Annotated in this window: 23 protein-coding genes and 2 pseudogenes; 10 read left to right on the plus strand and 15 right to left on the minus strand. The window is 36.8% G+C overall.

Going from position 1 to position 22,941, the window contains the following annotated elements; genetic code table 11:
- Window positions 1-135: 135 nt before the first annotated feature.
- The 4 genes from N824_RS19520 (at window position 136) to N824_RS19535 (ending at window position 3,364) form a co-directional block, all read left to right on the plus strand.
- On the plus strand, window positions 136-1,764 hold the full coding sequence (locus N824_RS19520; RefSeq protein WP_048906836.1) for an ABC-F family ATP-binding cassette domain-containing protein: 1,629 nt from the start codon (window positions 136-138) through the stop codon (window positions 1,762-1,764).
- 100 nt (window positions 1,765-1,864) lie between these two features.
- The gene (locus N824_RS19525) at window positions 1,865-2,446 is read left to right on the plus strand and encodes an alkylphosphonate utilization protein (RefSeq protein WP_048906936.1); all 582 of its coding nucleotides are present in this window, start codon (window positions 1,865-1,867) and stop codon (window positions 2,444-2,446) included.
- Between the two features lie 40 nt (window positions 2,447-2,486).
- Window positions 2,487-2,807: a hypothetical protein gene (locus N824_RS19530; RefSeq protein WP_084498403.1), complete on the plus strand. Its 321-nt coding sequence runs from the start codon at window positions 2,487-2,489 to the stop codon at window positions 2,805-2,807.
- Window positions 2,808-2,860: 53 nt separating this feature from the next.
- Window positions 2,861-3,364 carry a DUF6265 family protein gene (locus N824_RS19535; RefSeq protein WP_048906837.1) on the plus strand — a complete coding sequence of 168 codons (504 nt, stop codon included), beginning with the start codon at window positions 2,861-2,863 and terminating at the stop codon, window positions 3,362-3,364.
- Here the strand turns inward: N824_RS19535 and N824_RS19540 are convergent.
- The 5 genes from N824_RS19540 to N824_RS19560 form a co-directional block, all read right to left on the minus strand.
- Complete coding sequence (locus tag N824_RS19540) at window positions 3,361-4,899, minus strand: ABC-F family ATP-binding cassette domain-containing protein (protein ID WP_235207215.1); 1,539 nt, start codon at window positions 4,897-4,899, stop codon at window positions 3,361-3,363. The two genes, N824_RS19535 and N824_RS19540, sit on opposite strands and share 4 nt — an antisense overlap.
- A 339-nt stretch (window positions 4,900-5,238) precedes the next feature.
- Window positions 5,239-5,436, minus strand: a complete 198-nt coding sequence (locus tag N824_RS19545) for a hypothetical protein (RefSeq protein ID WP_048906839.1) — start codon at window positions 5,434-5,436, stop codon at window positions 5,239-5,241.
- 57 nt (window positions 5,437-5,493) lie between these two features.
- The gene (locus N824_RS19550) at window positions 5,494-6,126 is read right to left on the minus strand and encodes a hypothetical protein (protein WP_052334223.1); all 633 of its coding nucleotides are present in this window, start codon (window positions 6,124-6,126) and stop codon (window positions 5,494-5,496) included.
- Window positions 6,127-6,136: 10 nt separating this feature from the next.
- The gene (locus N824_RS19555) at window positions 6,137-6,394 is read right to left on the minus strand and encodes a 4a-hydroxytetrahydrobiopterin dehydratase (RefSeq protein ID WP_048906840.1); all 258 of its coding nucleotides are present in this window, start codon (window positions 6,392-6,394) and stop codon (window positions 6,137-6,139) included.
- Window positions 6,395-6,431: 37 nt separating this feature from the next.
- Window positions 6,432-7,334 (minus strand): hypothetical protein, encoded by a 903-nt coding sequence (locus N824_RS19560; RefSeq protein WP_048906841.1) that lies wholly within the window; start codon window positions 7,332-7,334, stop codon window positions 6,432-6,434.
- A gap of 145 nt (window positions 7,335-7,479) precedes the next feature.
- Between N824_RS19560 and N824_RS19565 the strand changes: the two genes are divergently transcribed.
- From N824_RS19565 to N824_RS19575, 3 genes are all read left to right on the plus strand, one after another.
- Window positions 7,480-9,390, plus strand: coding sequence for an SPFH domain-containing protein (locus tag N824_RS19565; RefSeq protein ID WP_048906842.1), 1,911 nt, complete (start codon window positions 7,480-7,482; stop codon window positions 9,388-9,390).
- A gap of 130 nt (window positions 9,391-9,520) precedes the next feature.
- Window positions 9,521-10,051 (plus strand): carbonic anhydrase, encoded by a 531-nt coding sequence (locus N824_RS19570; RefSeq protein WP_161662340.1) that lies wholly within the window; start codon window positions 9,521-9,523, stop codon window positions 10,049-10,051.
- 60 nt (window positions 10,052-10,111) lie between these two features.
- A complete protein-coding gene (locus N824_RS19575) occupies window positions 10,112-10,756 on the plus strand; it encodes a TetR/AcrR family transcriptional regulator (RefSeq protein ID WP_048906843.1) in 645 nt (214 codons plus the stop codon).
- A gap of 17 nt (window positions 10,757-10,773) precedes the next feature.
- On the opposite strand, the pseudogene N824_RS19580 reads toward N824_RS19575, so the two are convergent.
- The 3 genes and pseudogenes from N824_RS19580 to N824_RS19590 all read right to left on the minus strand — a co-directional run bounded on the left by N824_RS19580 (window position 10,774) and on the right by N824_RS19590 (window position 12,690).
- Window positions 10,774-11,469 (minus strand): annotated as a pseudogene (locus tag N824_RS19580) (outer membrane beta-barrel protein).
- A gap of 75 nt (window positions 11,470-11,544) precedes the next feature.
- The gene (locus tag N824_RS19585) at window positions 11,545-12,285 is read right to left on the minus strand and encodes an ankyrin repeat domain-containing protein (RefSeq protein WP_048906845.1); all 741 of its coding nucleotides are present in this window, start codon (window positions 12,283-12,285) and stop codon (window positions 11,545-11,547) included.
- Between the two features lie 24 nt (window positions 12,286-12,309).
- Window positions 12,310-12,690 carry a hypothetical protein gene (locus N824_RS19590; RefSeq protein ID WP_048906846.1) on the minus strand — a complete coding sequence of 127 codons (381 nt, stop codon included), beginning with the start codon at window positions 12,688-12,690 and terminating at the stop codon, window positions 12,310-12,312.
- A 1,083-nt stretch (window positions 12,691-13,773) separates the two neighbouring features.
- Between N824_RS19590 and N824_RS19600 the strand changes: the two genes are divergently transcribed.
- Window positions 13,774-14,808, plus strand: a complete 1,035-nt coding sequence (locus N824_RS19600) for a sensor histidine kinase (protein ID WP_161662341.1) — start codon at window positions 13,774-13,776, stop codon at window positions 14,806-14,808.
- Entirely contained in the window at window positions 14,795-15,430 is a 636-nt protein-coding gene (locus N824_RS19605) for a response regulator transcription factor (RefSeq protein WP_048906849.1), read from the plus strand. The genes N824_RS19600 and N824_RS19605 overlap by 14 nt, the downstream gene beginning before the upstream one ends.
- 3 nt (window positions 15,431-15,433) lie before the next feature.
- Here N824_RS19605 and N824_RS19610 read toward each other — a convergent pair whose 3' ends face one another.
- Window positions 15,434-16,219, minus strand: coding sequence for an SDR family oxidoreductase (locus N824_RS19610; RefSeq protein ID WP_200869915.1), 786 nt, complete (start codon window positions 16,217-16,219; stop codon window positions 15,434-15,436).
- A pseudogene (locus tag N824_RS33195) lies at window positions 16,210-16,503 on the minus strand (NAD-dependent epimerase/dehydratase family protein). Before N824_RS33195 ends, N824_RS19610 begins: the two are co-directional and overlap by 10 nt.
- Before the next feature lie 104 nt (window positions 16,504-16,607).
- On the opposite strand from N824_RS33195, the gene N824_RS19615 reads away from it, so the two are divergent.
- The gene (locus tag N824_RS19615) at window positions 16,608-17,393 is read left to right on the plus strand and encodes an AraC family transcriptional regulator (protein WP_048906850.1); all 786 of its coding nucleotides are present in this window, start codon (window positions 16,608-16,610) and stop codon (window positions 17,391-17,393) included.
- Here the strand turns inward: N824_RS19615 and N824_RS19620 are convergent.
- The 5 genes from N824_RS19620 to N824_RS19640 form a co-directional block, all read right to left on the minus strand.
- Window positions 17,371-18,291, minus strand: coding sequence for a ketopantoate reductase family protein (locus N824_RS19620; RefSeq protein WP_048906851.1), 921 nt, complete (start codon window positions 18,289-18,291; stop codon window positions 17,371-17,373). The genes N824_RS19615 and N824_RS19620 overlap by 23 nt on opposite strands.
- Before the next feature lie 21 nt (window positions 18,292-18,312).
- Window positions 18,313-19,266 (minus strand): bifunctional helix-turn-helix transcriptional regulator/GNAT family N-acetyltransferase, encoded by a 954-nt coding sequence (locus tag N824_RS19625; RefSeq protein ID WP_048906852.1) that lies wholly within the window; start codon window positions 19,264-19,266, stop codon window positions 18,313-18,315.
- An 83-nt stretch (window positions 19,267-19,349) separates the two neighbouring features.
- Window positions 19,350-19,718 carry a glyoxalase gene (locus N824_RS19630; protein WP_048906853.1) on the minus strand — a complete coding sequence of 123 codons (369 nt, stop codon included), beginning with the start codon at window positions 19,716-19,718 and terminating at the stop codon, window positions 19,350-19,352.
- Between the two features lie 58 nt (window positions 19,719-19,776).
- The gene (locus tag N824_RS19635; protein WP_048906854.1) at window positions 19,777-21,120 is read right to left on the minus strand and encodes a hypothetical protein; all 1,344 of its coding nucleotides are present in this window, start codon (window positions 21,118-21,120) and stop codon (window positions 19,777-19,779) included.
- On the minus strand, window positions 21,101-22,936 hold the full coding sequence (locus N824_RS19640; protein ID WP_048906855.1) for a hypothetical protein: 1,836 nt from the start codon (window positions 22,934-22,936) through the stop codon (window positions 21,101-21,103). Before N824_RS19640 ends, N824_RS19635 begins: the two co-directional genes overlap by 20 nt.
- Window positions 22,937-22,941: the final 5 nt, after the last annotated feature.

Genomic DNA, 22,941 nt, shown 5'->3' on the forward strand with positions numbered 1-22,941 from the left:
AAACAGTATCTTATTTTCTAATTTAGAAATTTTGAACTTTAAACTTATATAAAACCATCTGGCATCTGGCAGATCGCTAAAAATCTTAATGATTTTATAAATAATGCCTACCTTTGCAACTTATTTTTCAGCAATATGATTTCAGTTTCAAATTTATCACTCCGCTACGGAAAACGCACTTTATTCGAAGATGTTAACCTAAAATTTAATCATGGCAACTGCTATGGTGTAATTGGCGCCAACGGGGCGGGTAAATCAACATTTCTTAAAATTCTTTCTGGCGAAGTAAACCAAACTACTGGCAGTGTGGCTTTTACTCCTGGAGAACGAATGGCCGTTTTAAAACAAAATCACTATGAGTTTGATGAATTTAGTGTAATTGAAACTGTAATGATGGGTCACAAGGAATTGTACGAAATCATGAAGGAAAAAGATGCAATTTATTTAAAAGAGGACTTCTCTGATAAAGATGGTGAGCGTGCAGGTGAGCTGGAAAATAGATTTGCCGAGATGGATGGATGGAATATGGAAAGTAATGCCGCCACCATGCTTAGCAACTTAGGTATTAAAGAAGAACACCATTATAAACAGTTAAAAGAACTTGATGGTAATCAAAAAGTACGTGTGTTATTGGCACAAGCTTTATTTGGAAATCCCGACATTTTATTACTGGATGAGCCTACCAACGATTTGGATATCGACACCATTGCATGGTTGGAGAACTTCCTTGCTGATTACCAGAACATTGTGTTAGTTGTATCTCACGACAGGCACTTTTTAGATGCAGTTTGTACACACATCGTTGATATCGATTTCAGCAAAATGAGTATTTACTCTGGTAACTATACTTTCTGGTACGAATCAAGTCAGCTTGCTTTAAAACAACGCAGTGATCAGAATAAAAAACTGGAAGAGAAGGTTAAGGAGCTTCAGGAATTTATTCAGCGTTTTAGCGCCAATGCCTCTAAGTCAAAACAAGCAACTTCACGTAAAAAAGCTTTAGATAAAATCGACATCTCTGAGATTAAAGCTTCAAGCAGAAAATACCCTGCTATTCTATTCAATAATCTTGGCAGAGAAGCTGGAGATCAGATTTTACAGGTAGAAAACCTTTCGTGTACTTTAAACGGTGACGTAATGTTTAAAAACATTAACTTCATGGTGAATAAAGGTGATAAGATCGCCGTTCTTTCTCAAAACAGTCTTGCTACAACGGCATTTTACAATGTATTAACCGGGCGCGAGAAAAACTATACCGGTGAATTTAAATTTGGGGTAACCATTAACGTTGCTGATATCCCAAATGACAATACGCCATATTTTGCAGGTAAGGATGAGAATCTGGTTGACTGGCTTCGAGAATATTCAGGAACAGATCAGGATGAGCAGTTTGTAAGAAGTTTCCTTGGTAGAATGCTCTTCTCTGGTGAAGAAGTGCTTAAAAATGTAAAGGTATTATCAGGTGGTGAGAAAATGCGTTGTATGTTCTCACAAATGATGTTAAGACATGCGAATCTGTTGTTATTCGATGAGCCCACCAATCACCTTGACCTTGAATCTATTACTGCATTAAACAATGGTTTAAAAGATTTTAAAGGAACCGCGTTATTTACCTCGCGAGATCATGCATTAACAGAATCAGTAGCAACACGTATCATTGAATTAACTCCTAACGGAACGATTGATAAGATGATGACCTATGATGAATATATTTCAAGTGAAGATGTAGCAGCTTTGCGTGCTTCATTATATAAAACAAAATAGAGAAAAATCTATTTCATTTCGAACAAGAAAGGCCATTTTATATAACAAAATGGCCTTTCTTGTTCGAAATGAGTATCTTCACGTTTTGCGAATTATGAATATGAAACTGGAAGAACAGCTACTTGAAAGAAGTGAGAATAAATGTGAATTATGTGGATCTGAGGACAATCTTAGCATCTATGAAGTTCCCCCTCAAACTCAAAATACAGCAGAAGAATGTGTTGTGACATGCGGAAGGTGCTTAGCACAGATTGAAAAAAAAGAGGTATTAGACAGCAAACACTGGCAGTGCCTTAGTGGAAGTATGTGGAGTGAAGTTCCGGGGATACAGGTAGTGAGCTGGCGCATGTTAAACAGATTAAGACAGGAAAGCTGGGCAATTGACAATCTGGATATGATGTATCTTGATGATGAAACATTAGCTTGGGCTAAAGCTACCGGTGATCATGAAAATGATTCGGCAGTTGAATTCCATAAGGATTCTAACAATAATGTGCTGGAAAACGGAGATACAGTAGTGATTATAAAAACACTTGATGTTAAAGGATCCAGTCTAAGCGCAAAACTTGGAACAGTAGTGAAAAACATTAAATTAGTTGATGATAATAAGGAGCAAATAGAAGGCCGTGTTGAAGGTCAGCTGATTGTTATTCTTACCAAATATGTACGGAAGCAAAGCTAATTTGCTGCTATAAAATAAAAACAGTAAAATTGATCTAATTATGGAATTAATTGAGGTTAAGTATTTTAAAGATTCTTTAAGTAGCGGAGAGATACCTTCAGGTTTGCCGGCACATTTGCAAGCGCTTTGGTATGAAGGAAAAGGAGATTGGAAAACAGCACACGATCTGATAGATCACCTAAGCGATAAACAGTCTGCTCACATTCACGCCTATCTACACAGAAAAGAGGGAGATGTATGGAATGCTGATTACTGGTATAACCGGGCGGGGCAATCGAGACCGAACGTTACCCTGGAAAAAGAATGGGAAGATCTGGTTTCATTGTATTTGTCATTATTACCAAATTCTACCGGTAATTAAAATGAATATGTATATTTAAATTCCTTAAATCATTTCATTATTAATTAATTACTATGAGATACACTTACGCTCTTTTTTTGCTATTTGTTGGCTTTTTGCCTAAAACTTTCGCCCAAACTCAACCAAATGGTGGCTCTGTCGCAGATGTAACATTTATTCAAGGCCATTGGAAAGCTACTACCCCTGAAGGCCAATCTATTGAAGGAGTTTGGTTACGACCAGAAGGCGAAAACATACTAGGTTTTATGCGGATGATGAAATCCGGCAAAGCTGAGCTTTATGAAATATTAGCGTATGAGCAAACCGAAAAAGGACTAGTCTCTATGGTAAAACATTTTAAACCAGGTCTTCTGGGTTTAGAGGAGAAAGACAAACACGATCGTTACAACTTTGTAGAAGCAAGTAAAGACCGTGCTATCTTTCAAAAAGAGGGCGAAAGCTTACGCATTCTATACGAAAAACGTTCCGCCAATCAATTTGTAATTGCCAGAGGCAATCTCCAAGACGGCAAATGGGCATTCAAAGACCTGTTTGTATTTAACCGTACTAAACCCTAAAGCGCGATCCTTTCATTTACTCCAATTTCATTGATGAAATACTCGTCGTGTGAGATCACCAGCAAAGTTCCTTTGTAATGTTTTATTGATGAGGTTATAACTTCTAGACTCTGAACATCCAGATTATTAGTAGGTTCATCTAAAATAATGAGCTCAGGGGAACTATTGCCGACAACCAGGCAGCAAAATATTAATTTAATCTTTTCGCCTCCACTAAGTTGACCACACGTCTTATCCCACATGTCAATTTTGAAGAGGAATTGGTGTAGCAATGTTTTAAGTCGGTGTTCTGGCAAGTGCTGTGAATTAAATTCCTGTACCTGTTCAAACACAGTTAGTTCATTATCTAATACTGAATACTCCTGATCAATGTATAGATGCTTGAAATCAGCTATTGTTAATGTACCCTCGGATGGTTTTACTTTACCCATTATCAATTTTAAAAGTGTAGTTTTCCCGGAGCCATTTTTACCAGAAATGGCAATCCTTTCGCCACTCCTAATCTGGAAGTTCAATGTGTTTTGCCATAAATATCCAGAACTGTAACCAAAATTCAAATCATGTGCGGTTATCAATATTTTGCCTTTGTGCAGATTTGAATTTTCAAAAGTCATTTTAAATTCCTTTACCTCAGGAAATTGTTGTTTAAGCTGCTGAAGGTTCTGCAAAATGCCTTTTACCTTATCAGAATGTACTTCCTGTAATTTGGATGTACTCTGCTCAGATCTGTTTTTAATCGTATTCATAAAAATCCTGGGAACGCCCTTATTTATCTGTTTTTGACTCCCTCTTGAATTTTCTTTTTGCTTGCGTTCGGATGCTTCTCTGGCAATTTGCTTAGCCTGCCGTAAGGCCTTCTCTTTATGATCTGCCTGAGCCTCTAAAGCCATCAACTTCTCCTCCTTTTGCATTTTAAAGAACTCATAATTACCTCCATAGGCCTCTAACCCATTTTGATTCAATTCAAAAGTAATATCAAGAAGATTAAGTAAAGCTCTATCATGGCTCACCACGATAGTTGTTGCCTTACTGATCTGTATAAGGTGGTGCAATTGCTTTCGGCTCTTTATATCAAGATGATTTGAAGGTTCATCAAAAAATATAATGGATGGAGAATGAATGGCAATACCTGACAGAAAAACTTTCGTTTTCTCTCCTCCACTAATCGTTTTCATTGGCTGAAATAGATCAATGTGTTGTATATCCCACAAGCTAAGCGCTGCTAAAGCCCTCTCTTCAACATTCCAGTCATCATCTAATTGCGTAAAGTTTTCCAAAGAAGCATCGCCATTAAGTATTGCATGCAATGCTTCCATTTTGTGGTCAATACCCAAGGCCTCGGCAACAGTTAAATCGTCGTACTGACCGAAATGTTGAGGAATATAAAAAGGTTTGCTTGTTAATGCAACATTTCCGGAAGCAGGTGCAAGACGGCCTGCAAGAATCTCCAACAGAGTAGATTTTCCAGAGCCATTATCGCCTATCAAGGCGATCTTTTGTCCTTTAGAAATAGAAAAATTTATATCGCGAAACATACACTCCCCATTGGAATGTACATATGAAATTTGTTTAACTACAATACTCATAAAGCATTATTGATAAAAAGTAAAAAAATAAGATTTAAATTGTGCTTAAGCACGGGACGGCCAGACAAGTACAAGTGTATTGTTTAGCGTTTGAGCAAAAAAGAAAAAATACTGCTCTGTTTATAAGATCTTACATGTTTCTAAGCGGTGTGAATCAACACAGATAAAATGTTATTGACTAAATTGATAATTTTATAATTATTCTACTTAGATATTCTCATTGGAGTAATTATTCGTTTACACGACAAAGATAGATATTTTTTAAGAAACGAGTACAGTCTGAGCTAATCAAATAACCAGATTCTTATGAACCTGATGAAGAATCTGATCATAATAGTCTACCAGTTTTGAAAAATCTTTTAGAGGGTCTGGGGGATACATCAATGCATTAAAGAATGTTTCGATATCCCTTTCAGTAGTCAGAATCACTTCGTCTTTTATCATTTCAACCGGCTCACTTAGAGCAGTTACATCCTGCTTTTTCATAAAAAACTTTTGATATACTAATATACTAAATAAACAGATTATTTGCTAAAATTTTAGCTACTTATAATTACGTCTGGCCCATTTAATACATGGGTCGATCCATTCTGGCATAGGCTTAAATAAAAAACCATGTTTCAGACCTGTGTTTAGCTCTATTTCTTTAAAATTTGAAACCTTTAAATTAGATGTTTCTTTCCTTTTAATGGCAGAAACTCCATATTCGTCCGATCGCTCATAGATGGTTAAAATATTTCCACAAAAATTAATTCCAGGGAAAGAGGTTAAATCCTTATCTCTGTAACAACCAATAAATACAAAATTAAGATTTGGATTTTTTAAAGTACTGGATACATATTGCGCAATATACCCTCCTTTTGAAGTACCAATAACTGTAATATGATCTGATTTAATACCTAATTTCAATAAACTATCTACTTGCTGGACAACTTTTTTTGTATAGATCCCTACATCTGTATTGGGAGCCCTTTTTTCACTAATCACTTGAAATCCTGCTTGTTTAAATTTATTTAAAACCTCCAGATATTCCGTTTTTCCATATTCAGGATGTACTTCTGTAAGCGGGTGGTCTTCAGCGAATTTATTGTGAAGAAAGAATATATAATCCTGAGCAGCACAAAATAGAGAGCAAGCTGATAAGAGCAACAGAAGCACAAATTTTTTGAAATTCATTCTATGTGGTTTATACTTTTAACAATTCATCAATCTGCTTAGCAAGGTTCCTATCCTTTTCAGTAATAGTATCACCTGCATCATGAGTACTTAGCCAAAATTCCAATTTATTCCATTCATTACACCATTTGGGATGATGATTATTCTTCTCTGCTACAAATGCTACCTTAACCATAAAAGCGAAAGCTTCTCTAAAATCTTTGAATATTAATATTTTGTGCAGTTTATTTTCAACAATATCCCACTCCTTTTGAATTACATTTTCCATATATCATAAACAAGCAATGACCGCTTATGTTTAGACTCTACTTATAATTAATTCTATTCCCTTCGGTGTCCTTTAAATAAGCAACAACTCCTGCCGGAAGCTCTTCACTTTCTATTGGAAAACTTATAGAGTCCGCCACGTAGTTTTTTGTACTAGATACTTTTTGAAAAATTTCAAATAAGGCAATCGGCTCCTGATTGAAACTAATGCAGGTACTGATAAAATGCATTTCCTCTATCCTATAGTTCGGTTGCTTTAATTTCTCATTAATATCTTTCAAGCGTGAAATAAAGTGTCGCTGTCTGATAAAAGTATTACTGTTCATGATAATGAAAATGTAATCTGCATAAGAAGTTACTTTTCCATAATACTTATGATTATCTCCCCCACTTCTCTCTATCAGGTATTCGCCCGAAGATTCAGATTTATAAATTTCAACTGACGAACGCCAGATTCTTTCTTCATTAATTTCTTCCGGGTTATCAGGTAAGTTACGGTTAAAAGAATACCATAATCCTACCAACTCGTCCAATAACTTGTAGTTAACCATAACCTTAGGGATATCAATTTTTAAATCGTTAAAACTAAATGCCTCGTTGTGCGAATTAATAAAATCGATGTAGTTATCATAGCCTAATACCTGCACTATCCGACTTAGTTTACTAAGGTTCGGTTTACTGGATCCTGTGAGGTCTTTCCGATTTTCATATGCTTTTAGTTTATTAATAATAAGATGTTCATACAAATAATTTGCTCCAAATAAATCGGTTCCTTTTTTTACTTTCTGTTTTCTGTTACGGTTCTGTAACAACCCATTCAATTCTTCTACAATGTAAGTCCATTCAGACTTAGAGACATCTTTCCATGTCTTCTTCTTTAGAAAATTACTGGCTAAAAAATTCATTAGCTTCTCCAGATGTAGCAGATCTTCTTTATTCATAATACGAATATAAGATAAAAATAATACCAAATAACACGTATATAAGACTTTTATATTTTCATATATAGAGAAGTTTGTTTTAAATGAAGTCAATGAATTATATGATAAATATCAAATTATATCTCACACCTAAAACTAATTGATCATGGACTATTCTCAAATCTTTTTCATCTACTGGTGGGTCTTCGCTATCCTGTTCACCCTCCTATTTTACAAATTCATACTAAGGGTTTTCCTGGGTATGGTCATCGTACCTGAAAACAAGGTAGGTCTTGTTACCAAGAAATTTGTGCTTTTCGGCAGCAATAAAGAATTACCTGACGGACGTATTATTGCGACCAAGGGGGAAGCAGGTTTTCAGGCAAAAGCACTGGCTCCCGGACTTTACTGGGGCATGTGGCCTTGGCAATACAATGTGAACATGCATGGGTTCACCATTATACCCGAAGGTAAAATAGGACTAATCCTCGCCAATGATGGTGCTGAAATACCAACAGGCGCAATCCTTGCCCGAAGAGTAGAATCGGATAATTTTCAGGATGCAGAGAAATTTTTAAACAACAATGGACAAAAAGGTCGACAAACCTCTTATATCACCGCAGGTACTTATCGTATCAACTTGTTTGCCTTTACTGTTACAATTGCCGACATGGTTATCATTCATGAAAATATGGTAGGTATCGTAACCACACTTGACGGGCATCCAATTGAAAGCGGACAAATTGCGGGAAAGCAAATTACTGGTCACAATAATTTTCAGGATATTGATGTTTTTCTGAAAAATGATGGTAACCGTGGTTTGCAGCCATCAATTATTTTAGCAGGTAGTTACAATATTAATCCCTGGGCCATTCAGATAGAAGAAATACCAATGACCGACGTGCCTATTGGTTTCGTTGGCGTTGTGATCAGCTACATCGGTGAAGACGGTAAAGATTTAACCGGAGAGAGTTTCAAGCATGGTAATATTGTAAGCAAAGGCCAGCGTGGGGTATGGATGGAAGCTTATGGTCCTGGTAAATACCCATTCAACAAATACATTATGAAGGTGGAACTAGTGCCTACCACTAATCTGGTATTGAACTGGGCTAACGCCAGGAACGAATCTCATGAGTTAGATAAAAACCTCAGTACTATCACTGTCCGCTCCAGAGATGGCTTCCCTTTCAATTTAGATGTATCTCAGATCATTCATATTCCCGCAACCGAGGCACCCAAAGTAATAGCCCGTTTCGGTAGCATGAGTAATTTAGTCAGTCAGGTACTAGAGCCTACTATTGGCAATTATTTTCGAAATTCTGCACAAGACAGCGATGTTATCAGCTTTCTGATTACCCGTAAAGAAAGACAACAATCGGCAAAGGAACACATTAAAGCTGTATTGGACGATTACAATGTGAATGCTGTAGATACTTTAATAGGAGATATTCATCCACCGGAAGCATTGATGAAAACCCTTACCGACCGTAAGATTGCAGAAGAGGAACAAAAAACTTATCAGACACAGAAAATGGCGCAGGAACAGCGCCAGGGCATGGAGAAAGAAACTGCAATTGCAGATATGCAAAAGGAAATTGTAAAAGCACAGCAAAGTGTTGAAATTGCTCAGCGCACAGCTGATGCAACGGTAAAAAAGGCAGAAGGTGATGCCAATAGTTTAAAACTACAGGTTGATGCTGAAGCTACTGCAACTAAAATGCGTGCAAACGCAGAAGCTGAAGCAACTAAAGCCCGTGCTGGTGCACAAGCCGAAGCTACCAAACTTAATGCTACTGCCGATGCAGAGAAAATAGCCAAAACAGGATTGGCCGAAGCAGAAAAAATTATGGCCATAGGTAAATCTACAGCTGATGCTTACGACTTGCAGGTAAAAGCCATGGGAGGCGACAACTTTACCAAATTTAAAATAACCGAAGAAATTGGAAAAGGAAAAATTAAAATCATCCCAGATTTAATTGTAAGTGGTGGCAATGGCAGCGATGGCAGCCTAAGCGGCTTAATGGGTCTGCAATTGATGCAAATGATACAGCAAGAAAAAGGGAAAGCCAGCGAATAATAAACCTTAATCACTTGAACTTATGGATACCAATATAAATTACAAGGCTGAAATGACTCCGGATATTGCCTTACAATTWYTNWMRGWTNNMYWTKAAAKKTKKWTTAATGGACGCAGTAAACATCGAAACTTGCTACAGAAAGTACAGGAAACAAAAGATAATCCAAAGCCGTTTGCAGCAATATTGAGCTGCATGGATTCCAGGGTTCCAACTGAATTGATTCTTGACCAGAGTATTGGTGATATTTTTAACATTCGCATTGCAGGCAATGTCATATCTCCACATGTGTTAGGATCGTTGGAATATACAATAGCTACGGCAGGTTCAAAACTGATTGTAGTAATGGGTCACACCAATTGTGGGGCGGTAAGGAGTGCTTGCGACGATGTGATGATGGAAAATCTTTCAGGCTTGCTAAGGGAAGTAAAAGTCTGTATCTCACAAGAATTTACAGAAATAAGCAACAGAACAGGCCATAATGAATCTTTTGTGAATAAGGTTTCTTTACTTAATGTTTACCGTTCTGTACAGCAAATACTTGAACAGAGCAGCATTATACGACAACGCGTGGACAGCAGAGAAATAAAGATCATACCTGCTATGTACGATATCTCTGCAGGTAATTTGACCTTTTATAATGAAACACTGCTAGCATGTTGAAATAGTAAGAATGTAAAACTCAGACTTTCTCCATAATTTAGCCACTACAATAAGTTTGTTATGGAAAAGAAAAGATACCAGGGAGCATTAAACGATAAGGATAGATCAAAGCAGAAATTGATCCAGGCTGTTGGAATTGTAATCCAAGACAAAGGATATACCGGATTAACCGTTACAAACATTTCAAAAACTGCAGGATTGGACCGTAAACTAATTACACTTTATTTTGGTTCTGTTGATAACCTGATTGAAATTTATGTAAAAAGTAAGGACTATTGGGTAGCAGCAGCGGGCAATGCAGGTAACATGATCGAAAATAACCAAGGGAAAGACACGAAACAAATACTGGAAAACCTACTAATCAATCAATTAGACTACTTCTATAGGAATGAAGAAATGCAGAAGATTGTACTTTGGCAAATTAGCCAAAGAAGCCAGATCATGTATCAGGTATGCGAAGAAAGAGAACAGCTTAGTTCTACATTCTTTGCATTGACCGACAAGGAGCTGAAAGGAAATAATGTTGATCTTAGGGCAATTGCAGGTTTATTGGTAGCAGGCATTTATTATATGGTACTTCACGCCAAAACTACCGACAGCCTTTTTTGTGAAATTGACATCAATAAACCAGAAGGAATGAAAAGAATCAAAGAAGCAATAAGCCTGGTTTTAGAATACGCTTACAGTAATAAGATTCAGTCATAGATAATAGAAAACCTTTATCAGAACTTATACCCGAGTGAAATACTAAATCCGGTATTTTTCATTTTACCTTTCCGTTTTATCCCGCTATACGTTGTTTGCAAATTTGCCAGTCCTATTTCACTATTGAATTGGACAGAATATTTATTAAAAAGCTCGTAACCAGCTAAAAAAATAGCCCCGTAATCCAGGGGCTTTCCATACAAATAAGATCCAAATTCACCCTTCTCTGCATCGTTTTTGAAGAWMWMCTYKSCRYTATCTCCAATTTGGATATCCCCAATTAAAACACCAGATGCGGACCTCCACTTCCCTCCTGTTCCATATCCCAAATAACCTCCTGCGCCAAGTATTAAATTCCCCGTTCCCAACTTGGGTTTATAAAGTAAATTAACAGGTACTTCTATATAAGAAACGGTAACTTTAAAATCATCACTATAGCCGAAGCCCTCTCCCTTTTGTCTAAACCCTTTAGAGGAGTACAAGACAGCAGACTGAACATAAAAATAACCAGCTATAGGAACGTCAACTGTAAGCCCTAAGTGAAAACCTGGAATTGATTCGGTTTCACCCTTATTTCCCTGTTCATCTTTCATAATTGCGTTTGAAAAATTCACACCAGTTCTTACGCCTATTTTCGTTTGTGCATTGGCGAGATTAAAGGTGGTGATCAGGAGAAATAGAAATAGCGGAGCATATAATTTATTGTTTGTCATAAGTTTGGTTACCTTTTTGGTTTCTATATAACCAAATGTATTAATTATCCCGACAACGGGAAAATTAAATTTTGATTATTTCAAATAAGCACACGGCACGTTTACCGGCATATAGTCAATTCCAAAAGCCGTCTTCATTAACTTGGATATAACAACTGTGATGGTTCTCTCATCCCTATGCATTTGAGGTAAAAGCCCCATCATACCGTAACTGATTGGGTTTACTGCTGGAATAAGTGTCTCCCATGGATAACCTTTACCCCAAATCAACCCTTTCACAGTAGTGTTAAGATCCGCAGATTCCGATAGCAAATAGTCCAATAGCGAAGCGGAATGGTTGGAATTTTGATTTACGGTATGAAAAATAGGGCTTTGTCCGCCAAAACCATGTTCATCAGTCCCTGCTTTTGCATTTACGTCTGCTCCATTGCTCACCAGAACTTCTGCACAGGAAAGATGATTAAACTCAGCACAGACATGAAGCAGGCTGACCTCATGTAAAGGCGTGTAAGCACACTGTAAATTAACTGGTCGGTTAAGTGCGCCGGGGTCTGTGGTCAAATGTTGAGCTAAAGCCTGGGCATCATCTGAGAGGACGGCTAGAAGCGACGGATCATTAAACTCCAGTCCATAATCGATAAATACTTTAACACATGTTTTAAAGCGATCTGTTCTGGTGTATTCGCTGGTAAGTTCATAGATTAAGGGATAACCTTTAAAGATATCGTTGGGATGAACTCCATGTTGAAAACATGATCTGATCCCTTCCACATCATGGCATTCAATATCACCGATTATTTTCTGCAGGTAGTCCATACCTACTAATTTAAGAAATATCGTTTACTTCTCGGCCCTGAATGTATTCGATACTAATTTTCTAGGGCGCTTATTTTTAAACTGCTCTCCACTACTTGCATTACTTTGTCCTTCTTCAGAGTGGAATCTATTGGGTTTAAAAGTTCTTGGCTTCTCTGCTCTATTCTCATCAGCCAGTTTAACACTTATCTTTCTGCCTTTTAAAACCATACCATTTATGGCTGCAATTGCCCTATCGGCACCTGCCTGATCTACCATTTCTATAAAGCCAAAGCCTTTATGTCTGTGGGTTACTTTATCGGTCAATAAATGCACACTGTGCAACATTCCGTGGATGCTGAATATCTCAATCAGTTCAGCTTCCTGTATATCAAGTGGATAACCCACTACGAATAATTTAATCATGAATCTATTTAAAGCTGCAAATTTAAGCTTTAATATTCTACTTATAGCTGTTTTCAGCTATTTTTGAGATTATCTTAATAACAGGCAGGCATTCTAGCTACATTAGCTTAATTATCTACGCTACAATGAAAAAATACGGTTACACCTTGTTTTTGATATTTTCCTTTTTTAGTGCGCTTTCGCAGATGCCATTAAATAGAGCGCATTATGCCGATAGCCTTGCTCAGCAGTTAAAAAAAGAGCTGACGAATACAACAAAAGCAAAAAGTAGTTTTCTACTTTCAGAATTTTACTTAAGAACAGATACGGCAAAAGCTGAGCAGTATTTGCAACAAGGATTAGCATACAGCGAAGGAAATAGCTTTATGGAAGCAGTCTCTTTCTATTATAAAGCTTTGCAGATGATGGCTAAAAATCCGGAACTTGCTGAAAAAATGCTTTTGCAATCAGATGCCTCACTAAAAAATTTCAAAACAAAGGATGCTCTTCTGGTTAGAGCAATGTGCTGGCACAGTTATGCATTTCGCCATCATCTTAGAAACGAAATCAAAGAATCTATAGAAATTATACTGCATAAGGCAATTCCATTGGCTATACAATCAGGCGATCTGGGTGTCTTAGGAAAAAACTATTTTCTCCTTTCTGCGGGATTCAAAAATCTAGGTCAGCACACTAAAGAAAAAATCTATTTAACAAAAGCAGTTTCAATACTTAAAAAAGCCAATACGCTACAATATCTTGCCATGATTTATCAATCTATTGGAGAAAATTATATTTCATTAGGCAAGTTAGAAGAGGCCAAATCAAATTTAGACAGCATGATGACCTTGCTTAAGCCGTATCCACAGTCCGAGATGTGGTTAGAATATTATGCCGGCGAAGCTTTACGCCTTAATACTGCTTTGCAGTTCGACAGCGCACTGGCTATAGTAGAAAAGGGAGTAGTCTTGTCAAAAAGATTCAAAAACACTTATGCCGMWANAAMGTWNTNACYANTTGYAARMAYTTTNNGCTYWTYWTWSWWRMSMWSATWTCCCTGGAGCAACGAATGTAGCACTAGCTTTAGTTAAGGACAAACAATTTATGGCGTGGGAAACAAACAAGTTGCAGATTTACTATGGACTGGCAACTAGTTATGAGGGCATGAAAAATAAGCAAAGTGCTTACAAATGGTTAAAACTTTATAGCGGGTTGAGTGACAGTTTGAGTAACAGCAAACTAAAAGAAACTGCAAACCTCCTTGAAATAAAATATAGAACGGCAGAAAACCAAAAGAAAATTGTGGCGCTTAACGCCGAGAATGAAAAAGCAAAACTTGCCACAAAAAATAGTCGATTAGTGAATTGGTTATTAGGGCTGGCCAGTATATTTTTACTTATTGTTGCCTTTTTTGGCTGGTTGTTTTACCGCAATAGCAAAAAATTAGCTTTACAAAAAGATCTGAACCACCAGCAAGAACTTAAAGATATTGACAGGCAACAGCAGATAAAACTAGTGCAGGTAATGCTGAATGCCAAGGAAGATGAGCAAAACAGGCTTGCTCGCGACTTGCATGATGGACTGGGCTGTATGCTCGCAATAGTTAAATTAAACCTGACAGATTATATACAGGAACAGGGCAGCAATAACACTCTTGAACTGCAAAATATCATTACGCAATTGGATACTTCCATAGGTGAACTTAGACGTATATCCCACAACATGATGCCTGAAATGCTATTAAAACTTGGGCTTAAGGCATTGTTAAAAGACTTATGTGAATCCGCGGCTTCTGCAGCGCTAAAAGTGGATTTTCAATATCTTGGCATCAAAAGCAGCCTGCTTGCTCAAGAACAAATAAACATTTATCGCATTATACAAGAAGCCATTACCAACGCAACGAAACATGCCCAGGCACAAAATCTCTTGCTGCAATGCTCACAAAATGAAGATGTGTTTTTTATAACTGTTGAAGATGATGGAAAAGGTTTTGATGCAACACATTTGGATAAGGTTGAGGGTATAGGCCTTAGCAACATCAAAAGCCGGGTTGAATACCTTAAAGGCAAAATTGAAATTCTATCAGAGAGAAATAAAAGAGGCACCTCCATCAATATAGAACTTAATGTTACAGCGTAAAAACACCATTGCCATTGTTGATGATCATCCAATAGTAATAGAGGGATTGATTAGGCTTTTAAGTAAAAAACCAGAATATGAAATTGTTGGTGGCTTTACTCGAGGCGAGGAATTTATTTCTTTTTTAAAAAAAGCGAAGGCAAAAATTGTTTTGCTCGACATTATGCTTCCTGATATAAATGGAATGGATCTGTGCAAAACAATAAAAACCATATCTCCGGATACGGTTGTATTAGCATTTAGCAATTACCAGGAGCGCAGCGCAATTTTGCAAATGTTAGCCAATGGCGCCAGTGGATATTTACTTAAGGAATCATCTATAGAAGAAATTGTTATCTGTATCAATGAAGCTTTAAATGGTCAGATAACTTTTAGTAAAATTGTTAAAGAAATTATCGCCCGACCGCAATTAAGCGAGTCTCAAGATTTTGCTCAACTTACGGTACGTGAAAAAGAAATTTTAAAGTTAATTGCCGATGGCAAAACCACCAATGACATTGCTGAAATGTTGTTTTTAAGCAAGTTTACTGTAGAAAACCACAGAAAAAACTTGCTGCAAAAGCTAAAAGCCAAAAATGTTGCCGACTTAATTAGGCATGCCACACTACAAAATCTGATTTAACTATTATATTATCTCTGGTATTATCTTTCTCCTCCGCATTTCATCAAACAAATCGTAAAACATTTTTTCGGTATCAATAAACTCATGAAAACCCATTCTTCTTGCCTTTGTTCCATCAGCAAAAAAATCATAGTCCCAGGAGAACACAAAGTCACCAAATGCCCATGAGGATAAATCTTTATAACTATAATTCAATCCATGTTCCTCCTGTAATGACTTCCAGAGTTCTTCTTTGTCCGCCATAACTGTTTGTAGGGGCATAGGTAATGGCGCCGCAACTTCCATATCAAAGTAAGCAGCAATTTTAGGCCAAAGCTCATTCCACCTAAACAGGTCGCCATTATTGATATTGAATGCCTGATTTGCACATTGTGGATTTGTAGCCGCCCATACCGTAGCTTTGGCCAAAAGTCCTGCATCTGTCATTTCCATCAGTTTATCATAAGCGCCTTGTTTACCGGGAAAACGTAACGGAATCCCAAGTTTCTTAGAAATAGTCGCAAACACCGCAATTACCATTGCAAGATTCATTGGATTACCAGTTGACGTTCCACCAACCACTGAAGGTCTAATGGCAGACCACGTCCAACGTTTGTTCTTCTGTTGTTTTTCAAGGAAGTTCTGTTGATCTACATTAAATTCAGGAGGCATATGGCCTGCATCACTTTCTTTTGCCGGAGTTTTAAAAGGGCCTAGATGCGCACCATAAACCTTGTATCCTTGCATCAGACTAACATGTTCCAAATTGGCTGCCACAGGTTCAATTGCTGTCAATACATTTACCAACATAGCCAGGTTAGGTTCAACMMGCTCTKCCNNNCNNAGCTGGCTCTATCCTGATAGGCTGCATAAAATATGTGGGTAACTTCAGACAATGAACTGAGCTGTGTGATACACGATGCCGGATCGAGCAAATCAACAGCTATATATCGAATTTTCTTGCTGTTTGTCCCTCCCCTTCTAGACAAACCAATAATGTCCCAGGTTCCCAATTCTTCCAGGTAAGTTATTAAATTGGTTCCAATTACTCCATTGGCTCCAACTACTAGTGCTGTTTTTCTATTCGCTTTCATATTAAGTTATCTATTATTTAAGTTTAATCAACTGCTAGTCAAAGTTCAGCCTATTATGCCGGAAAAAACGGTATAATTCTGGTATAATATTGTATATTTCCGACATGAAACATTACAGGCAATTTGAACCTTTACTGATTTCTGATTTTGAAGTTTCCAGTTGGCGACATCCAGAGCATAATCATAATCATTACGAAATAATCTATATTAAAAAGGGATCAGGAACACATGTGATTAATCAGGTAACAATCCCCTACAAGGATGGGGACATCTTTTTACTGGGACCAGAGGAAGCTCATTACTTTGAAATTGATATACTCAGTCATTTCGTCTATTTAAAGTTTACAGATTTATACCTCCACCAGGATGTAAGTAATACTAATAATTACGTACAGAACCTGGAATACTTAATAAAAAGCAGAGAAACACATCTGGCAGGCTTTAAATTGTCAGACAATGACCGACGTACCGTAGCTCTTCTATTTGATGTTATGATCACATTAAAAAGCGAACCGCTTCATAACGAAGAGCTGACCTGGATGCAGATTCTCGCATTATCACATATTTTAAAAAGAAATATGCCAGAACTAATGCCCTTTGGTAACCGCAGTAAGGATATGCAAGCGATTTTTTGCTATATACATAAATACATCTATTCACCTGATCAGCTTAGGGCTCCCATTATGGCTGAGCATTTTAATATAACAGCAGACTATATGGGGCCATATTTTAAAAGGAATACCGGTACAACCTTACGGGAGTATATTCAGAATTACCGGAGAACACTGATCAAACAAAGAATGATAAGTGGAAGGTACAGTTTAAAGCAAATTGCGGCCGAATTCGGATTAACAGATGAAAGCCATGTTAGTAAGATAATTCAGACTTGATTTTTATCAGTTCACCCAATAAGACTGTAACAGGAACATTGACTTTACCTGATCTACTGGCGGCTTTGGCTACCGCAAAATTCAATGCTTCTATTTCGGTTTCTCGCTTATTTAGTATATCCTGATACGTCGATATTTTCTGTCCGTCAGACATTTTACTTATGGAAAGGACGTTTTGCAACACATCTTCTGTAGTTAATAGAATACCATATTCTTTCGCAACGGCTAAACACTCTTCAATTACTGTTTTCGCAATTTGCAATACAGCATCGTTCCTGTGAAACACTCCATTGTCTACTTCTAATAAAGGACAAATGGAATTAAACACACAGTTACTGATCACTTTTTTCCAGATAACAGTTTGTATATCAGCTTCGGAACGGAAAGAAAAAACAGCGGTATTTAGCATTTCGACAATGCTATTTAGCTCTTCAGTAGAGCCCTTAATTACCCCTACTGGTGATGGAGCCACTGGCCTGAGTCTTACCTTATTTTTTGTGATGGACTGACTGGTCGCCAACAATACACATCTATATAGTGCTGTAAAACCCAGATCAACAAAGCGCTTTTCTATGTTCAACCCGTTTTGAAGAAATATTATTGGCGATTGTTTTGCTTTTAATTTTAACTTTTCGGCCAGTTTTTCGTTTCCAAAGGATTTGTTGGTCAATAATAATATTCCGTCAAACTCAGTGTAATTGCTTATAGCGCTTATCATTATATCAGCCTGTAATGTGGCATCCTGCATTTCTACCTCAATATTCTCCACATAAGCTGGCTGCTCATCAGTACTACCTCTTAAAATCGTCACTTTTCTTCCATTACTAGCCAAAGCCACTGCCAAAGCTTTTGCAATAACACCGTTACCTATGATGTATAAATGTTTTGTAAGTTCCATATTTAAGTTAATTCTGATATGTTATTTCAGTTGTAATTCCATTTGAATATTGCATCGCTCATAAGGTGTTGCTCGGCCTATTACTTTCTTGAATCCCAACTTATGATATAGGTTAATAGCAGGTTTCAATATAGTATTACTTTCTAGATAAACTTTCGATGCCCCCAATTCCCTTGCGGCATTCATAACCGTTTGACCAAGCAACCAGCCAATACTTTTCCCCTGGATCTTAGGCGAAACTGCCATTTTTGCGAGTTCAAAATCGTAATCCGGATCGTTCATTTTGATAAGTGCACAAACACCCACAGGTTCATTTTCATATAGAGCCACAAATATCTTTCCGCCCTTATCCAAAATGTATTCCTTTGGATTATCTAAGGCCTTATAATCTGCCTCTTCCATTTGGAAATATGTAGAGATCCATTCTTTGTTAAGGGATCTAAAGGCAGCTTGATACTGGTCTTCATAGGACACAATCTGTACATCTTTACTTTCACGAAGTTTCTTTTGTTCCTGCACTCTTCTAAGCAATGATTTTTGCTCCAACAAGAATTCCCATTCTTCTATCGCTTCCCACAGGTTGTGCCTGGCTTCCAAAATAACACTTTCAATGGCGGCATCTACATCTATACACTGAACTTTTATCTTATCCGAAAGCGCCATCCCTTTCGTGGTTAATGCGACAAGGTTTCTGCGTTTATCAGACGACGCTCTATTTTCCTGAACAATTCCGGCAACTGTCATCTCCTGAATTATTTTACTAACCGAAGGTTGTGAATGACTTATCTCCGTTGCGATTTCAGTTATGGTTTTTTCTCCCTCTTCTGAAAGAACAAAAAACACCGGGAACCACTTTGGAGAAAATTCTACTTTATATAATTCATAAATCTGCGCTGCGTCTTCAGTTACTTTTGAAGTCAGTAATCTTAGCCGACTGCCCAGAGCCATTTTCCCCGTTTTCTCAAATAGTTTCATATATATAATCAATTACATAATCAGTTATGCAAATGTAAGTAATATAAATTATGTCACAAATACTTCTTTAAATGGGGAAGCGATTAACTTTTAAAAAATTCACCAAAGTGCCAGAGAATTCCGGAGGGATCATGCAAAAAACATTCTTTGCCCCAATGATCAACACGTATTGGAACGAGCTTTGCATTTTTATATTTAGTACTAAGGTTAAGAGCTAAAAGCTCTTGCCAATATTTGTCAACATCTTCAACCTCTAAAAAAATCATAGTATTATCTACCCAATCCTTTACATAGGCGTTCTGAAGGTAAAACGCTATACGCTCTGTTTTAAAAACAGACATATCAGGTGTAAGAACTGTTTCATCAAAACCAAGGTCTCTGTAGAAACTCCTTGAAAGTTCAAAATCTTTGGCCCCGATAAATGGCCTGATGGATATTGCTTTATGTTCCATTGGTTTAACTGCTTATTTCAATAGTAAACTTAATAAATAATTCTAAAACCTATAGAATCTAAAACAATTGCGCTAAGGCGTTAATGTTTCCCATTTTAAAATTTAGATCCATTTCAAAATATTTCTTTTCTTTACTTGTGTTAATCGCTTTTATACGAATCATGTCCAATGACTTTGTATACTTTTCCAATAATGGAAATTGGCGCAATCCATTAAGGTGATTAAAATCCATTTCGAAGTAGAAAAAGTATGGAGATTTTTCACTTAATGTGCTCACCTTAATATTCCTATCTGTACTGAGCGTAAAAAATCCAGTATCATTTTTACCATACAAAGTATACAAGGGAAACACCTGTCTACTGATTACACCACAAGTATCTAGTAATCCTTCCTTAACCAGATAATTGATTAAAGGTTTAGATTGCGCACGGGTAGTACCTATTATACCTGGCACCTGGGCAGCACGTAAACTCCTTACCTCTTCCTTCTCAAAATCATCATTATACTCATAGGTAACCACAGTATCAATCTGATTAACAACACCCGCAAATTCTAAATCCAGATAGCCCTGATAATATTTCAATAAGCTATCGGGATAAATTCTGTGGCCTTTAATTTGAATTTCTGAGTAAGGTTTACCATTCAAAAGACGGGCATTAAGCCACATTTTTATTGAGGCATGCTTATCAAACACCCTATGAGTAAATACCTTGCCTTGAATATCAAGATCATCGAAATTAAAATAGCCATTCAAATGAATTACCCCATCCTTAAATTCTCCTGCTCCAGTATACCCTTTAAAAGCATAAGTCAAATGTGTGTTTGCATTTTTTAAGCTTGCAATTTTCTGATCTTTATCAGATAATAGATTTTTCTTGTCTAACAGATCGATAAGTATATCTACTACATTTTCATTTTTGAGTGTATATGCAACTGCAAATGTTTTCAAATTAAAAGCAGCGGTAAGTTTTCCATCTTTTGAAGTTGCCAATGTAATGCCATGTCCTGCGTTTTTAAACGTATTTACACCGAGCCTTTGCTTAATAAATTGTTTCAGTAAAGTTAAATCTGCTATAGGCAAAGAGCAGAAATAGGTTTTGTAAGATTTGGAACCAACAGTATAAATAAAAACATTCCCTGGTATGGCTAAACCAGTTTTAAGTTCATCATCATTTTTTCCCATATAATACGATGGGTTATTAAGATAATCCAAAACCATTGTTTTATAGATCTTATCAACATCTATCTTAACAATAAGAGAGGCGTCAGCATGAATAACTTCCTGATAGGATTTATATTCCCTGAATTTGAAATACCCATAAACAGACGCCAGTATTAAAACAACTCCCGCTAGTATCAGTATTATACCACCACTAAGTAATTTATTTTTGCGCGTCTTCAACAAGTGAGAATAAGTACTTTAAAGCATTTTGTTGATTGGAAGGAATATCCATGCTAATTTCACCCGAATATATATTACCCTTAATCGGATTCGATTTCAAATAAATGTCGCCCATTGAATCCAATACATTATTAAGTTTTTCAAGTTTTTTTGTGCTGGCAAACTCTTCAACAGAAATCTTTCCGAATAGCTTCTTAGCGCTGAAATAGCCTGCATAATTGGTATTCATTAATACTTTCCTGTGCTTGCGGGAAACATTGGCAACATATCTGTTTCCCGCAATATCCTGCATATCTTTTTTATTGGTCCCAAAGAAAATAATTCCTTCTTTAATCATAAAATAAAGTGCAAGGGGACTTTTAGGAACCGACAGTTCATAATATCCTGAGCTGTTTTTAACCAGTTCTTTTTTTACACCATAAGCAATAAGTTTGTCAATCAAACGAGTGTCCTCACTTGACATCATAAATAAAAAGTCCGGCAATGTTTCCTTCTTGATCTTTGTTATTTCTTTGCTTTCAAAGTTTTCTTCATTATAATCCATTGATTTATAAGTAACTTCCTTTTGCGACAAGCCGTTAAAAAGGAAGAGTCCATCTCCCTTTACTACTTTACTTATCGCCCCTTCATCAAGCAAAAGAGAAAACAGATCAGCAGCCATTCCTATTTCATCGGCGTAAACTGACCCATAAATTTTTGACATCAGTTTAGGATATTGCTCAAGATAGGCCTTAGTATCCATAGCATAGGCCAGATAACCAATTGCTTTATCTTCATTTATGTATTTTAAGAACCGTTTGTTCAGTTTCCTTTTAAGTACTTTCTTAAAAACCCCTGCAATTTCATCACTAAAGGCCATGCTTGTATTAATCCTAATCGATTTATCTTCAAGAAAAAGCTTAGCATTAGCACTTCCATAGCCATTTAAGAAGCTCATACCTTTTAAATAGGTTGATGGCATATAGGTATTAAAAAGCTTATCAGCTCCAGCAATCCAAATTGTTGCCTCAGCTTGTTGATCTATGCTTTTTATGAAATCTTTATTATTTAATATCGATGTTGTATTTGGGCCGGCAAAGAAATCATCAACCATAAGTTGTATCCAACCAGCAACAACAGCTTTCTTTTTCTGCTCATCCTTAAAAAAAGTATTACCATAGTCATACCCAATGGTATCTGGAACAGCCACAACCTCTTCTAATGAATCTACAACCATGGTGCTATCAACAGCAATCTCATCCTGTGCCGGCACCGCTATCGACAATGAGTCTGCGGCTTGTCCAACAGAAGCCGCTTGAGATAACTTGAAGCGTTCAGCAACCTCTGGTCTTGCAAAATAACCGCTTTTACCCGTGCCTATAACAAACAGCAGGAACTTGTCGTTCCAATGAGCCACTTCTGTAGAGTCGGAATTATAATAGGATCTAATCCCGTTTTTAACTATAAACTTTTGATTTGCCTGCGTATATAGAGCTTCCAATTGTTCGGCATTTTTAACAGGCACCAGGAAACAGTTATAGGATATACTGTCGTTGCTCAGATTATAGTAATACAATGATGAAGATAAATCAAACCCCAGGTCTTCAACACTATTAACCGCTTTATCCGTTCCTTTTGAGAGCTTTGATAAAATTTCTTTTCCGATAAAAGTGCTATTAAATTCTTTTAAAGACATCAGATCGGTAAAGTTCTTTCCTTTAATTGTGGCCACAGCAAGGGCATCAGCAGGTATTTTATTTACCAGGTCTTGAGCAGAAGATGACAAGGTTATACTTGCGAAAACTAATGCCACCAGGCATTTGTAAAGAGAGTTCATAGATA

Source organism: Pedobacter sp. V48, from assembly GCF_000523515.1.
In the GTDB taxonomy this organism is placed as follows: domain Bacteria; phylum Bacteroidota; class Bacteroidia; order Sphingobacteriales; family Sphingobacteriaceae; genus Pedobacter.

Excerpts from the sequence above, each read along its gene's own strand:
- N824_RS19525 (WP_048906936.1), top strand. The coding sequence starts at position 1,865 with ATGAAACTGGAAGAACAGCTACTTGAAAGAAGTGAGAATAAATGTGAA.
- N824_RS19620 (WP_048906851.1), bottom strand. The coding sequence starts at position 18,291 with ATGGAACTTACAAAACATTTATACATCATAGGTAACGGTGTTATTGCA.
- N824_RS19640 (WP_048906855.1), bottom strand. The coding sequence starts at position 22,936 with ATGAACTCTCTTTACAAATGCCTGGTGGCATTAGTTTTCGCAAGTATA.
- N824_RS19630 (WP_048906853.1), bottom strand. The coding sequence starts at position 19,718 with ATGGAACATAAAGCAATATCCATCAGGCCATTTATCGGGGCCAAAGAT.
- N824_RS19615 (WP_048906850.1), top strand. The coding sequence starts at position 16,608 with ATGAAACATTACAGGCAATTTGAACCTTTACTGATTTCTGATTTTGAA.
- N824_RS19535 (WP_048906837.1), top strand. The coding sequence starts at position 2,861 with ATGAGATACACTTACGCTCTTTTTTTGCTATTTGTTGGCTTTTTGCCT.
- N824_RS19585 (WP_048906845.1), bottom strand. The coding sequence starts at position 12,285 with ATGGACTACCTGCAGAAAATAATCGGTGATATTGAATGCCATGATGTG.
- N824_RS19600 (WP_161662341.1), top strand. The coding sequence starts at position 13,774 with ATGGCGTGGGAAACAAACAAGTTGCAGATTTACTATGGACTGGCAACT.
- N824_RS19605 (WP_048906849.1), top strand. The coding sequence starts at position 14,795 with ATGTTACAGCGTAAAAACACCATTGCCATTGTTGATGATCATCCAATA.
- N824_RS19560 (WP_048906841.1), bottom strand. The coding sequence starts at position 7,334 with ATGAATAAAGAAGATCTGCTACATCTGGAGAAGCTAATGAATTTTTTA.
- N824_RS19550 (WP_052334223.1), bottom strand. The coding sequence starts at position 6,126 with ATGAATTTCAAAAAATTTGTGCTTCTGTTGCTCTTATCAGCTTGCTCT.
- N824_RS19590 (WP_048906846.1), bottom strand. The coding sequence starts at position 12,690 with ATGATTAAATTATTCGTAGTGGGTTATCCACTTGATATACAGGAAGCT.
- N824_RS19610 (WP_200869915.1), bottom strand. The coding sequence starts at position 16,219 with ATGTTGGTAAATGTATTGACAGCAATTGAACCTGTGGCAGCCAATTTG.
- N824_RS19520 (WP_048906836.1), top strand. The coding sequence starts at position 136 with ATGATTTCAGTTTCAAATTTATCACTCCGCTACGGAAAACGCACTTTA.
- N824_RS19575 (WP_048906843.1), top strand. The coding sequence starts at position 10,112 with ATGGAAAAGAAAAGATACCAGGGAGCATTAAACGATAAGGATAGATCA.
- N824_RS19540 (WP_235207215.1), bottom strand. The coding sequence starts at position 4,899 with ATGTTTCGCGATATAAATTTTTCTATTTCTAAAGGACAAAAGATCGCC.
- N824_RS19530 (WP_084498403.1), top strand. The coding sequence starts at position 2,487 with ATGGAATTAATTGAGGTTAAGTATTTTAAAGATTCTTTAAGTAGCGGA.
- N824_RS19565 (WP_048906842.1), top strand. The coding sequence starts at position 7,480 with ATGGACTATTCTCAAATCTTTTTCATCTACTGGTGGGTCTTCGCTATC.
- N824_RS19555 (WP_048906840.1), bottom strand. The coding sequence starts at position 6,394 with ATGGAAAATGTAATTCAAAAGGAGTGGGATATTGTTGAAAATAAACTG.
- N824_RS19545 (WP_048906839.1), bottom strand. The coding sequence starts at position 5,436 with ATGAAAAAGCAGGATGTAACTGCTCTAAGTGAGCCGGTTGAAATGATA.
- N824_RS19625 (WP_048906852.1), bottom strand. The coding sequence starts at position 19,266 with ATGAAACTATTTGAGAAAACGGGGAAAATGGCTCTGGGCAGTCGGCTA.